The organism is Pseudactinotalea sp. (genome assembly GCF_048594945.1).
Classification (GTDB): domain Bacteria; phylum Actinomycetota; class Actinomycetes; order Actinomycetales; family Beutenbergiaceae; genus Pseudactinotalea.
In genome coordinates, this window is record NZ_JBMDXJ010000508.1 from 1 (window position 1) to 12447 (window position 12447).

General features: G+C 69.1%; 11 protein-coding genes. 9 read left to right on the plus strand and 2 right to left on the minus strand.

The features are described 5' to 3' along the window. The first annotated feature begins 159 nt into the window (after window positions 1–159). The 3 genes from ACOJSN_RS22895 to ACOJSN_RS22905 are packed head-to-tail and all read left to right on the plus strand — an operon-like array spanning window position 160 to window position 2671. Window positions 160–711 carry a hypothetical protein gene (locus ACOJSN_RS22895; RefSeq protein ID WP_420114793.1) on the plus strand — a complete coding sequence of 184 codons (552 nt, stop codon included), beginning with the start codon at window positions 160–162 and terminating at the stop codon, window positions 709–711. Next, on the plus strand, window positions 708–1706 hold the full coding sequence (locus tag ACOJSN_RS22900) for an ABC transporter permease (protein ID WP_420114794.1): 999 nt from the start codon (window positions 708–710) through the stop codon (window positions 1704–1706). The genes ACOJSN_RS22895 and ACOJSN_RS22900 overlap by 4 nt, the downstream gene beginning before the upstream one ends. Further along, entirely contained in the window at window positions 1703–2671 is a 969-nt protein-coding gene (locus tag ACOJSN_RS22905; protein WP_420114795.1) for a carbohydrate ABC transporter permease, read from the plus strand. Before ACOJSN_RS22900 ends, ACOJSN_RS22905 begins: the two co-directional genes overlap by 4 nt. On the opposite strand, the gene ACOJSN_RS22910 is transcribed toward ACOJSN_RS22905, so the two are convergent. Further along, entirely contained in the window at window positions 2661–3671 is a 1011-nt protein-coding gene (locus ACOJSN_RS22910; RefSeq protein ID WP_420114796.1) for a LacI family DNA-binding transcriptional regulator, read from the minus strand. The genes ACOJSN_RS22905 and ACOJSN_RS22910 overlap by 11 nt on opposite strands. Window positions 3672–3826: 155 nt before the next feature. On the opposite strand from ACOJSN_RS22910, the gene ACOJSN_RS22915 reads away from it, so the two are divergent. Genes ACOJSN_RS22915 through ACOJSN_RS22935 form a run of 5 tightly spaced genes read left to right on the plus strand, consistent with a single transcriptional unit; the run spans window position 3827 to window position 10498 of the window. Next, on the plus strand, window positions 3827–5833 hold the full coding sequence (locus tag ACOJSN_RS22915; RefSeq protein ID WP_420114797.1) for a beta-galactosidase: 2007 nt from the start codon (window positions 3827–3829) through the stop codon (window positions 5831–5833). Then, on the plus strand, window positions 5830–8115 hold the full coding sequence (gene yicI, locus ACOJSN_RS22920) for an alpha-xylosidase (protein WP_420114798.1): 2286 nt from the start codon (window positions 5830–5832) through the stop codon (window positions 8113–8115). The genes ACOJSN_RS22915 and yicI overlap by 4 nt, the downstream gene beginning before the upstream one ends. Then, on the plus strand, window positions 8112–9569 hold the full coding sequence (locus ACOJSN_RS22925; RefSeq protein ID WP_420114799.1) for a GH1 family beta-glucosidase: 1458 nt from the start codon (window positions 8112–8114) through the stop codon (window positions 9567–9569). Before yicI ends, ACOJSN_RS22925 begins: the two co-directional genes overlap by 4 nt. After that, window positions 9566–9847 carry a hypothetical protein gene (locus ACOJSN_RS22930; protein ID WP_420114800.1) on the plus strand — a complete coding sequence of 94 codons (282 nt, stop codon included), beginning with the start codon at window positions 9566–9568 and terminating at the stop codon, window positions 9845–9847. Before ACOJSN_RS22925 ends, ACOJSN_RS22930 begins: the two co-directional genes overlap by 4 nt. A 39-nt stretch (window positions 9848–9886) precedes the next feature. Further along, entirely contained in the window at window positions 9887–10498 is a 612-nt protein-coding gene (locus tag ACOJSN_RS22935) for a DUF998 domain-containing protein (RefSeq protein WP_420114801.1), read from the plus strand. Between the two features lie 6 nt (window positions 10499–10504). Here the strand turns inward: ACOJSN_RS22935 and ACOJSN_RS22940 are convergent, their stop codons facing one another. Then, on the minus strand, window positions 10505–11980 hold the full coding sequence (locus ACOJSN_RS22940; protein ID WP_420114802.1) for a glutamate-cysteine ligase family protein: 1476 nt from the start codon (window positions 11978–11980) through the stop codon (window positions 10505–10507). 155 nt (window positions 11981–12135) lie between these two features. Between ACOJSN_RS22940 and ACOJSN_RS22945 the strand changes: the two genes are divergently transcribed. Next, window positions 12136–12447 (plus strand): alpha/beta fold hydrolase (locus tag ACOJSN_RS22945; RefSeq protein WP_420114803.1); only part of this gene is annotated, 312 nt, incomplete at its 3' end.

Here is a 12447-nt window from a genome sequence, read left to right on the forward strand (position 1 = left end):
GCGTCGCCTGCGAGGAACGGCGTGAGGTCCTCGAAGAGGGTCTCGACCGCCTGGTCGAAGCGCGGCGGAATGTTCCAGGTGGGGATGCAGACCCAGTCCGGTACGTCATCGGCACTGGCCAGCACGGCGGCGAGCTTGTCGAAGCGGCCACTGCCGCCGATGGCAGCCGACGGCGGCACTCCGGTGCTGTGGAAGGGCAACCCCGCCAACATCCTGTCGTTCGTGAAGGCCACCGACGACAAGGAGAAGGTCGCGGAGCTGCTCGCCGTGGCGGACTTCCTCGCTGCACCGTTCGGTACTCAGGAATACGCCCTCGTCAACTACGGCGTCGAGGGGGTGCACTACGAGAACGACAGCGATGGGCTCCCCGTGCCCACCGAGCTGGCTGCCACGGAGGTGCAGCCCACCTACATCTTCCTCGCCGACCCGCCCGTGGTGAACGCCAAGGTGCAGTACCCCGGCTTCGTGGAGGCCTTCTGCACGTGGATGGCCGATGCGTCCGGATACGTGCAGGATCCGGCGTTCTTCGGCATGCAGATCACCGAGCCGAACCAGTTCGGTTCGCTGAACCAGCCGATCGAGGACCTGCAGAAGGACGTCGCTCGGGGCCGCAAGTCGATCGACGACCTCGACGCGGCGATCGAGACCTGGAAGTCCTCGGGTGGCGAGGAGCTCCGGCAGTTCTACCAGGACATCCTGGACGCTCAGTGACTGCCCCGACCACGCTCGAGAAGGCGCCGCTTCCGCGCGCCGACTCCTCAGCACCCCGGCGGCCGCCCGCCTTCCGCAAGGTGTCGCTGCGGGTGAGGTTCAAGCGCGACCGTTCGCTCATCCTCATGACGCTACCTGCGGTTGCGCTGCTTGCCGTGTTCGCGTACGTGCCGATGGCCGGCAACATCATCGCGTGGCAGGACTACTCGCCGTACGTCGGGATCATCGATTCTCCGTTCATCGCGTGGGACAACTTCGCGCGCGTGCTCAGCAGCCCGGCGTTCGGCCACGCCGTGCAGAACACGCTGGTCATCACGGCGTTCCAGCTGGTCTTCTTCTTCCCGATCCCGATCGCACTGGCACTGCTGCTCAACAGCGTGCTGACCCCGACGATCCGCACCACGATCCAGTCGATCATCTACCTGCCGCACTTCTTCTCGTGGGTGCTCGTGGTCACCGTCTTCCAGCAGATGTTCGGCGGTGCCGGTCTCGTCAACCAGATCCTCAGCCAGAACGGCTGGGGGTCGTTCGACCTGATGACGAACCCCGACACGTTCCTGCTCCTCATCACCAGTCAGTCGGTGTGGAAGGACGCCGGGTGGGGCATCATCATCTTCCTCGCCGCTCTCTCCACGGTCGATCCGGCGCTCTATGAGGCCTCGGTGGTGGATGGCGCGAGTCGATGGCGGCGCATGTGGCACATCACGTTGCCGGCTCTGCGGCCGGTCATCATCCTGCTGCTGATCCTGCGGCTGGGTGACGCGCTGACGGTCGGGTTCGAGCAACTGATCCTGCAGCGAGGCGCCGTGGGTGCCCAGGTGTCGGAGGTGATCGACACCTTCGTCTACTACCAGGGCGTCATCAACGGTGACTGGGGCTTCGCGACCGCCGCCGGACTCATGAAGGGACTGATCAGTCTGCTGCTCGTGCTCGGGGCCAACAAGCTGGCGCACCTCTTCGGCGAGGCCGGGGTCTACAAGAAGGCAGGCACATGACGACCGTCTCCACGCCGACCGGCCCCGAGACTCCGGCGCTGCCGGTCGGGCCACGCCGTCGACCCAGAAGCAGGCATCGTCCCGTCTGGCAGGAGGACCCCACCCTCGTCGGGTCGATCGCCAAGGCGATCACACTCATCCTGATCTGCCTCGCGGTGCTGTTCCCGCTCTACACCGTGGTGCTGACCAGCCTGTCCACGCAGTCGACGATCACCGACGCCGGGGGTCTGGTCATCGTCCCAGGCGACCTGACTCTGGCGGCCTACCGCCAGATCCTCGCCGGCGGCATCGTGACCAGGGCGACGATGGTCTCGATCGGCATCACCGCCGTCGGCACCCTGCTGTCCACGACCGTGTCGGTGATGTGTGCGTACGGCCTGTCGCGGCCGTCATCGCTGCTGCATCGCCCGATCCTGTTCGTGCTCATCATCACGATGTTCTTCAGCGCCGGCATGATCCCGACCTACCTGCTCGTCTCGGGCCTCGGTCTGATCGACTCGTATTGGTCCCTGATCCTGCCCGGCGCCGTGTCCGCCTTCAACGTGCTGATCCTGCGCAACTTCTTCATGGGCATCGACTCGGCCATCACCGAGGCCGCTCGCATCGACGGTGCCGGCGACTGGCGCATTCTCGGCACGATCGTGATGCCGATGTCGAAAGCGGTGATGGCCGTCGTGGCGTTGTTCTACGGCGTGGGGTACTGGAACGCGTTCTTCAACGCGATGCTCTACATCAACGACAACGCCAAGTGGCCGCTGCAACTCGTGCTGCGTTCGTATGTGCTGCAGGGTGTCACGCTGCCGGGATCAGGCACGGGCCAGGTGGACGTCGCGACCGGTGCGGTCACGGGTCTTCCGGTCAAGATGGCCGTGATGGTGCTCGCCGTGGTGCCGATCCTGCTGATCTATCCGTTCGTGCAGCGGCACTTCACCAAGGGCGTCATCTTCGGTGCGGTCAAGGGTTGACGTGCGCAGCGGTCGAGGCGCCTTCACTCAGCGTGGGGCGCAGCAGCCGGGTCTCGGCGGGTGCGTCCGGATGGTCGAGGCGCGCCATCGCCATCTCGACGGCGACGGCGCCGATGCTCTCGGCGGGAATGTCGATGAAGGTGATGGGTTGCGACTGCGACTGCGCCACATCGGCCGGGCAGATCGCCACGAGCGAGACGTCGGCCGGTATCCGCACGCCGTGCATCTGCAGCGAGTCGACGACCGAGGGCAACGCCGCCTCGTTGTGCACGATCAGGGCCGTGGGCCGCTCGTCGAGGTTGCGCATGGCCTCGACGGCGGCGAGCGCGCCGGCGTGGGTCGGGGGAGTGAGTTCGACTGCGGCCCTCACTCCGCACCGTTCCGCCTCCTCGCGGTAGCCGGTCAGCAGTCGCTCGGCGAACGTGGTCCCGCGCTCGATCACCGAGGGTGGTGGTCCGATCAGTCCGATCGAGGTGTGGCCGAGGTCGGCCAGGTGACGGACCGCGAGGCGCGCTGCCGCGCTGAAGTCGAAGTCGACGCATTGCAGGCCCTGCGGGTTCTCGGGCAGGCCGATGAGGATCGTGGGACTGGTGAGTGCCGCGGCTCGGGCGACGCGACGGTCGCCGGACTCGACGTCCATGAGGATGAGGGCGTCGACCATCCGGCCATGTGCCAGCCGCTCCATCGCTGCGTCCTCGGCTTGGGTGACCAGCAGCACGTCGTGATCGAAGGTGCGCGCCCGCGTGACGATGCCGGTGACGAACTCCATCACCACGCGCACGTCCACATCGGGGCGCAGCGGCAGCATCAGCCCGAGGGTGTTGGTGCGCGCCGAGGCCAGCGCACGAGCGCCGGCGTGGGGGCGATAGCCGAGTGCCGCCACGGCCCGTTCCACGCGTTGTCTGGTCTGCTCGGAGATCGACCGCTTGCCGCTGAGGGCATACGACACGGTCGACGTCGCGACTCCCGCGTGGCGGGCGACGTCCTCGATCGTCACCATGGCGATTCCTCCCTCTCGGCGGCCTCCACGGTACTGCCTTCCGCCTCGGCTTCGACGATGTTCGACGCCGTCACTCCTGTTGAGCGCATCGCGTCGCCTAGTCGCGTGCGAAGCGCTTCGACAGTCGTTTGGATGTCACTCGGGGGTGGGCGCTGATGCCGTCACTGGTCGATCTCACCAGCGGCGGTCTCCTCTACGGCGGTGACGACAACCCCGAGCAGTGGGACCGCGCGACCTGGCGCGACGATGTCGCCGCGATGCAGGCTGCCGGCGTCACGATGGTGACCATCGGGGTGTTCTCGTGGGCGCTGCTGGAGCCCGAGCGGGACCGGTTCGAGCTCACCTGGATGGACGAGGTCCTCGACCTCCTCCACGAAGGAGGCATCGCCGTCGACCTCGCGACACCCACGGCGAGCCCGCCGCCCTGGCTCGCACTCGAGGACGCCGAGACCCTTCCGATGGATGCCGGCGGCCACCGCCTGCACCACGGCTCACGCACGCATTACTGCCCGAGCTCACCCACGTACCGGGAACGGGCGCGGGTCATCACGCAGGTGATCGCCGAACGCTGGGCGAGCCATCCCGCCGTCGTGATGTGGCACGTCAACAACGAGCTGGGAACGCACTGCTGGTGCCCACGCTGCGGCGCGGCGTTCCGCGACTGGCTCGAGCGGCGCTATGGAAGCCTGGAGAAGCTCAACGCGGCCTGGGGTACCGCGGTCTGGTCGCAGCGGTACGGCGCCTGGGAGCAGATCGCGCCGCCGTTGCGCGCGCCCTACCTGCTGCACCCCGCGCACACGCTCGACTATCGGCGCTTCGTCTCCGACACGCTGCTCGAGCTGTACCGCGCCGAGCGTGACGTGATCCGCGCGGTCGAGGTGGACAAACCAGTCACCACGAACTTCATGGGCTTCTTCCGCGGCGTCGACTACCGCAGCTGGGCGGGGGAGATCGACGTCATCAGCGATGACAGCTACCCCGATCCCGCCGACCCGGAGGCTCCGCTGCAGGCCGCGCTCACGCACGACCTGATGCGTTCGCTCGCGGGCGGGCCGTGGCTGCTGATGGAGCAGGCGACCAGCGCGGTCAACTGGCGCAGTCACAACGTGCCGAAGACCACGGCGCGGATGCGTCAGGACGCGCTGCGGGCGATCGCCCACGGTGCCGACGGCGTGCTGTCGTTCCAGTGGCGCGCCTCGCCCACCGGGCCGGAGCGGTTTCACTCGGCGATGCTCCCGCACGCGGGCACCGACACCTGCCTGCACCGGGCCGTGCAGGACCTCGGACGTGACCTGCGCACGCTCGCGGAGGTGGCCGGCAGCGCGGTCCGTGCCGAGGTCGCGATCCTGTTCGACTGGTCGAGCTGGTGGGCGGCCGAGGAACCGGGGACGCCCAGCGATCGGCTCCGCGTGCTCCCGCAGCTGCAGGCCTGGTACCGCCCGCTGTGGGAGGCAGGTATCGGCGTGGACGTGGTCCATCCGCACGCGGATCTGTCGAGGTACCGGCTCGTGCTCGCGCCGCAGCTCTACCTGCTCGATGACGACGGCGTCGCGAACCTCCGCTGCTACATCACCTCGGGCGGGTGCCTGGCGCTGGGTCCGTTCTCGGCGGTTGCCGACGGCAACGCCCGTGTGCGCACCGGGCGCTTCCCCGTGCCGTTCGCTGAACTGCTGGGTGCGGGCGGCGAGGAGTGGTGGCCACTGCCTGAGGGCGGTGCCGGCCTCGTGCCTGCTAACAGCTCGGGCGCGCTCGGCCGCGGACACGCCGACACCTGGGCGGAGCACCTGCGCCTGGAAGCAGGCGGTATCTGTGAGCTGCGGTTCGAGGGCGGCGATCTCGACGGCGAGCCGGCGCTCGTTCGCTCTGCCGACGACAGCCTGCACTACCTCGCCACGATGCTGGACGCCGCGCTGCTCAAGCGCTGGATCCTCGGGCTCGCTGCCCGGCGAGGCGTGGTCGCCGCGCATCCGGTCCCGGAGATCCCCGAGGGGGTCGAGGTCGCTCAGCGCGGTGAGTTCACGCTACTGATCAACCACCGGCAGACCGCCGTCGACGTGCCCTTGACCACGCCCCACCTGACCATGCTCGACGAACTCGAGCCCACCGACCATGTCCACCTGCCGCCTGGCGGCAGCACCGTGCTGAGAAGGGCACTTTCATGAGGTTCACCGACGGCTACTGGATGACCCTGCCCGGGGTCGAGACACTGCAGCCGCAGCACGTGGAGACCGTCGACATCTCCGACGACGCACTCGTGGCCTACGCCGCCACCGCGCCGTTGACCGAGCGCCGCCACAGCCTCAACCTGCCGCAGCTGACGATCCGTGTCGACTCACCGATGGACGGCGTGATCGGCGTGCAGGTCGACCACTTCCAGGGCGTGCGCGAGCGCGGACCGAGCTTCGAGGTGACGAGCACGCCGGACCCGGTGGTCGTCAAGGCGGCCGACGGCGAGGGCGGTTTCGCGAGCCTGACGGCCGGACCGCTGACCGCACGCGTGCAGGTCGATGCGCCGTGGCAGCTCGACTTCCTCGCCGAGGACCGTGTGCTGACGAGCTCGGTCACCCGCGGGCTCGCCGCACTGCAGACGCCGCAGGGACCGTACGTGCGTGAGCAGCTCACGCTGGGCGTGGGCGAGCACGTGTTCGGCCTGGGGGAGCGGTTCGGCGCCTTCGTCAAGAACGGGCAGTCGATCGACATCTGGAACGCCGACGGCGGCACCGCCTCCGACCAGGCGTACAAGAACGTGCCGTTCTACCTGACCGACCGCGGCTACGGCGTGTTCGTCGACCACCCCGAGCGGGTCTCGTTCGAGATCGGCACCGAAGTGGTCTCGCGCAGTCAGTTCTCGGTAGCCGGGCAGCGACTGCGCTACTACGTCATCTACGGGCCTACGCCCAAGGAGATCTTGCGCCGCTACACCGCGCTCACGGGCCGGTCCGCTCAGGTGCCCACGTGGTCCTACGGGCTGTGGCTGTCGACGTCGTTCACCACCGACTACGACGAGGAGACCGTGCTGTCCTTCGTCGATGGCATGGCCGAGCGGGAGCTGCCCTTGTCGGTGTTCCACTTCGACTGCTTCTGGATGCGGCAGTTCCACTGGAGCGACTTCGTGTGGGACCCGGACACGTTCCCGAACCCGGAGGGCACGCTGGCGCGGCTGCACGAGCGGGGGTTGAAGGTCTCCGCCTGGATCAACCCCTACATCGCGCAGCGGTCGCACCTGTTCGCCGAGGGCGCCGCGCTCGGCTACCTCGTGCGCCGGCCCAACGGTGATGTGTGGCAGTGGGACATGTGGCAGGCGGGCATGGCGCTCGTGGACTTCACCAACCCGGATGCGTGGCGGTGGTACCAGAGCAAGCTCGAGGTGCTGCTCGACCAGGGTGTCGACGCACTCAAGACCGACTTCGGCGAGCGGATCCCCACCGACGTGGTCTGGCACGACGGCTCGGATCCCGAGCGCATGCACAACTACTACGCCCAGCTCTACAACCGGTGCGTGTTCGAGCTGCTCGAGCGGCATCGCGGCAAGGGCGACGCCGTAGTCTTCGCACGATCCGCCACCGCAGGAGGGCAGCAGTTCCCCGTGCACTGGGGTGGCGACTGCGAGTCCTCGTTCGTGTCGATGGCCGAGTCGCTGCGCGGCGGGCTCTCGCTCGCCCTGTCCGGCTTCGGGTTCTGGTCGCACGACATCGGCGGGTTCGAGGGCACGCCCGCCCCCGAGGTCTTCAAGCGGTGGGTCGCCTTCGGGCTGCTGTCCTCGCACAGCCGCCTGCACGGTTCCAACTCGTACCGAGTGCCGTGGGCGTTCGACGAGGAGGCTGTCGAGGTCACCCGCACCTTCGCGCAGCTGAAGAACACGCTGATGCCGTACCTGGCGGCTGCCGGGCTGCAGGCGCACCGCGACGGCGTGCCCGTGATGCGACCGATGCTGCTCGAGTTCCCCGACGACCGCGGGGCGGCCGCGGTCGATACCCAGTACATGCTCGGTGACTCGATCCTGGTCGCTCCCGTGTTCGACGCCGACGGCTGGGTCGACTACTACGTGCCGGAGGGGCGATGGACTCACCTGCTCAGCGGTGAGGTGCTCGACGGTGGTGGTTGGCGTCGTGAGCAGCACGACGTGTTCTCGCTCCCGCTGTTGGTGCGCGAGGGCAGCGTGCTGCTCCGCGGCACCCGGACGGACCGGCCGGACTACGACTACGCCGACGAGCTCACACTCGAGGTTGTCGAACCCGTCGAGGGGATGGAGGCCAGGCTCGAGGTCCCCACGGGCGATGGCCTCGCCGTCGCCGGTACCGTGGAGGTCTCGGTCTCCGGCGGTGTGCTTCGCGCACGCAGCCACGGGATCGGGGACGCATGGTCGGTGCGGCTGCGGGAGCACGTCGTGCCCGCGGTCGACGGCGTGGCCGAGCTGGTGCTCGAGCCCGGCACTGAAGGATGAGTGAGGACGAGATGTCGCGGACGTTCGCCAAGGACTTCCTGTGGGGGTCCGCCACAGCGGCCTACCAGATCGAGGGGGCGACCGCCGAGGGCGGCCGGACGCCGTCGATCTGGGACACGTTCTCGCACACGCCGGGCAAGACCCTGAACGGGGACACCGGTGACGTCGCCGTGGACCATTACCACCGGTGGCGCGACGACATCGCGATCATGTCCCAGCTCGGCCTGCAGGCGTACCGGTTCTCGATCTCGTGGCCGCGCGTGCAACCGGGCGGGCGGGGTCCGCTCAACCCCGAGGGCGTGGCGTTCTACCGCGACGTGGTGCAGGCGCTGCAGGGGGCCGGCATCCAGCCCGTCGTCACGCTGTACCACTGGGACCTGCCGCAGGAACTCGAAGACGCCGGCGGCTGGACGAACCGCGAGACCGCGTACGCGTTCGCGGACTACGCGCGGGCGATGGCGCGCGAGCTCGGTGACGCGATCAGCCTCTGGACCACGCTGAACGAGCCGTGGTGCACGGCGTACCTCGGCTACGCCGCAGGCGTGCACGCACCCGGGCGCACCGAGCCTGCGGCCGCGCTCGCGGCGGCCCACCACCTCAACCTCGCACACGGCCTCGCGGCGGCGGCGATCCGTGACGAGCTCGGGGAACAGGCACAGGTCTCGATCACGCTCAACCTGCACGTCACCCGGCCCGACGATGCCGACAACCACGGCGACGTCGACGCCGTGAGGCGAGTGGACGCCGTCGGGAACCGGGTCTTCCTCGACCCGCTGCTCGGCTCCGGATACCCGGACGACCTGCGCGCCGATACGGCGCACGTGACCGACTGGGCCTTCGTGCAGGCGGGTGATGAGGACCTGATCGCGCAGCGTCTCGACCTGCTCGGCGTCAACTACTACTCGACCTCTCGGGTGCGGGCGTTCGACGGCGCGGGTGAGCCTCAGCAGGCCGACGGCCACGGCGACGGCGCAGCGACGCCCTGGGTGGGCACCGACGGCCTCGTGGAGTTCCTCCCGCAGCCAGGTCCGCACACCGCGATGGGCTGGAACATCGAGCCCCGGGGCCTGTACGACCTGCTGATGGGCCTGCACACCGAGCACCCCGACCTGCCGTTGATGGTCACCGAGAACGGCGCGGCTTTCGACGACGCGGTCGGCCAGGACGGCGCGATCCACGACCACGACCGGATCGCCTACCTGCACGGCCACATCGACGCCGTCGGCCGGGCGATCGAGGACGGCGCCGCCGTGCGCGGCTACTTCGTGTGGTCGCTGCTCGACAACTTCGAGTGGGCGTTCGGCTACGACCGGAGGTTCGGGGTGGTGCGGGTGGACTACGAGACCCAGCAGCGCACCGTCAAGGACTCCGGCTGGTGGTACGCCGAGCTGATCTCCGGCGGGAGCCTGCCTCCGGCGGACCCGCTCGCCGACGAGGTGGCACCCGGGCGATGAAGCGGTCCCGCAAGCGCCCGTACAGCGCCGAGCACGTGCCACTCGACGTGGACGCCTTCACGCGTGGGGCCGCCCGCACCGAGACCGACCGCAACGGCATGCGGTGGACGGTGCGCACCGTGAGCGGAAGCGAGAAGAGCTACCGGTGCCCCGGGTGCGGCGGCGACATCGCGCCCCGCGTGCAGCACGTGGTCGCCTGGAACGAGGATCACCTGTTCGGCTCCGAGGCGGGCCTGGCCGATCGGCGGCACTGGCACGCCCAGTGCTGGCGGCGCTGAGGTCTGTTCCGCAGGCCGGGGGTGTCGGTAGCATCCCTCATGGCCACTGCCGCCCCGGCGCTCATCCCCTCACGCAGCAGGATCCTCGCCACTGTTGCGCTGACGACGGCGGTGCTCGACATGGTCGTGCTCGTCGCCTTCCATCTGCTCCAGCCCGCGGTCGATCCGATCACCTCGGCCACCAGCGAGTACGTCAGCGGCACGGCCGGGGTGCTCTCTCAGGTCGCGACCTGCGCGGTGGGGATCGGCGCGCTCGCGCTCGCGGCCGCGTTGCGCACGGTGTCTCGCACCGGGTTCGCCGGGCGGGTGCTGCTCGGCGTGTTCGGTGCCGCCAAGTTCGTGCAGGCGTTCTTCCCGATCGACGCGCCCGGAACCGAGACGACCACAGCCGGGCTGGTGCACAACCTCACCGGGAACATCGCGTTCTTCGTGCTGCCGATCGCGGCGTTGCTGCTCCTGGGGACGTTGCGGCGACGCGCGCCCGTGGTGCTGACCTGGCTGCTGCTGGCAACCACCGTGGCTGTGCTCGGCGCCGATGCCGTCGGCGCCTTCGGCCTCGCGCAGCGCGCCTACCTGGTGACGGCTGCGCTCTGGGTCATCGCTGCCGCAGCCGCCGTGGTGCGGCCTCGGGCAGGTTCCGATCAGCGGTGACACCTGTCAGGGGAGGGGCCAGGTGTGCACCGGTTCGTTGCTGTGCATGCCCGCGGTGTACAGCTTCGTCATCTCGGTGAGGGCGTCAGCGCGAGCGAGGCCCCCGGCCTCGAGCCGCGCGACCGACTCGGTCTGCCACCAGGCCCCGTTGCGTCGGAGCTGGCAGCGCGCCTTGACGATGTCGAGATAGCGGGTGGCGACGTCGTCGGCGACCCCGAGACTGGCCAGGCCCTCCTGAGCGAGCGGCAGCAGCTCCCGCAGGATCAGCTCGTCCCAGCCAACCTCCCCGTAGCCGGGCCAGTAGAAGGTGGCATCCACGCCGTGCCGGGCGCCGGCGTCGAAGTTGGCTTGTGCGGTGGCGAACGACATCCGGCTCCAGATCGGACGCTCGTCGCCGGCCATCGCTACGAGGCAGCCGTAATAGAAGGCGGCGTTGGCCACGGTGTCGGTCACGGTCGGGCCAGCGGGCAGCACGCGGTTCTCCACCCGGCAGTGCGGAACTCCGCCCACGGTGTCGTACACCGGGCGGTTCCAGCGCCACACCGTGCCGTTGTGCAGGCGCAGCTCCTGCAGCCGCGGCACTCCTCCCGAGGCGAGGACCCGCTCTGGCTCCTCGTCACTGGTCTCCGGCAGCAGCGCCGGGAAGTAGCGGACGTTCTCCTCGAACAGGTCGAAGATCGAGGTGATCCATCGTTCCCCGAACCAGACCGTGGGCCGGACACCCTGGTTCCGCAGCTCGGGGGAGCGGGTGTCGGTCGCCTGCAGGAACAGCTCGGTGCGGGTCTCTGCCCACAGCTTGCGCCCGAACAGGAACGGCGAGTTCGCGCCCAGCGCCAGCTGCGGCCCGGCCAGCAGCTGCGCAGCGTTCCAGTGCGCCGCGAAGTCCTGCGGGGCCACCTGCAGGTGTAGCTGCACCGACGTGCACGCCGATTCCGGCGCGATCGAGTCGACCGTCATCCGCAGCGACTCGGCACCGGTGATGTCGAGCTCGATGTCCTCCCGCCGTGCCCCCAGCACCGCATCCTCGAGCGCCTCGTAGCGAGGGTTCTCGCTCATCCAGTCCCCATCGAGGTGCTCGCGTGCCAGCGTGGGCAGGATCCCGACCATCACGATCTGCGAGCCCGCCCCTGCCGCGAGCGACTCTGCCCGGTTCAGCGAGGTCCGCAGCGAGTCCTCCAGGCTCGCGAGGGAGTCACCGGTCAGGGTCGTCGGAGGCGCGTTGAGCTCGATGTTGTAACGGCCGAGCTCGGTCTGGAACGCCGGGTCCGCGATCCGGTCCAGCACCTCGGCGTTCGCCATCGCCGGCTGGAAGGCTGCCGAGACCAGATTCAGCTCGATCTCCACCCCGGTGACGCCCGCGGTCGAGTCGAAGTGGTCGTCGGTGAGCATGCGCTCGAACACGTCCAGGCAGCGCCGGACCTTCTCCCGGTACCGCGTGCGCTCGGCCCGCGTGAAGGTCGTGCCAGCGATCTCGTCGCCCATCGGCACAGCAAAGCACACGCCTCCCCGCCGCCACCCCGCATTGAACGTGGTTTCAATCGACTTGAAGGCCCCCTCACGTCGATTGAAACCACGTTCAATCCGGCGTAGGGGGTGGTGCGTAGGGTGAGGGAAGCCATCAGAGGTGGAGGAAAGCCATGACTATCGCCATGCACGCACCGGATGCCGTGACATCGACCCCGCTGGTGCTGCTGCACGCGTTCCCGCTCGATTCCCGCATGTGGCACCCCGTGACCGAGCGACTCCCGCGTGAGATCCCGGTGGTTCTGGTCGACGCCCCCGGATTCGGCGGCACTCCCGCCGGGGAGCCGGGCCTCGACCACGTGGCCGCTCAGGTGGTCGACGGCATCCGTGGGCTCGGCGCCGAACGGGCCGTGGTTGCGGGGCTGTCGATGGGTGGCTACATCGCGCTGGCGGTCGCTGAGCGGGCGCCCGGGCTGCTCGCCGGG

Bases quoted from the DNA above. Each gene is read 5' to 3' on its own strand.
- ACOJSN_RS22895 (WP_420114793.1), top strand. From the start codon at position 160: ATGGCAGCCGACGGCGGCACTCCGGTGCTGTGGAAGGGCAACCCCGCC.
- ACOJSN_RS22905 (WP_420114795.1), top strand. From the start codon at position 1,703: ATGACGACCGTCTCCACGCCGACCGGCCCCGAGACTCCGGCGCTGCCG.
- ACOJSN_RS22910 (WP_420114796.1), bottom strand. From the start codon at position 3,671: ATGGTGACGATCGAGGACGTCGCCCGCCACGCGGGAGTCGCGACGTCG.
- ACOJSN_RS22915 (WP_420114797.1), top strand. From the start codon at position 3,827: ATGCCGTCACTGGTCGATCTCACCAGCGGCGGTCTCCTCTACGGCGGT.
- yicI (WP_420114798.1), top strand. From the start codon at position 5,830: ATGAGGTTCACCGACGGCTACTGGATGACCCTGCCCGGGGTCGAGACA.
- ACOJSN_RS22925 (WP_420114799.1), top strand. From the start codon at position 8,112: ATGAGTGAGGACGAGATGTCGCGGACGTTCGCCAAGGACTTCCTGTGG.
- ACOJSN_RS22930 (WP_420114800.1), top strand. From the start codon at position 9,566: ATGAAGCGGTCCCGCAAGCGCCCGTACAGCGCCGAGCACGTGCCACTC.
- ACOJSN_RS22935 (WP_420114801.1), top strand. From the start codon at position 9,887: ATGGCCACTGCCGCCCCGGCGCTCATCCCCTCACGCAGCAGGATCCTC.
- ACOJSN_RS22940 (WP_420114802.1), bottom strand. From the start codon at position 11,980: ATGGGCGACGAGATCGCTGGCACGACCTTCACGCGGGCCGAGCGCACG.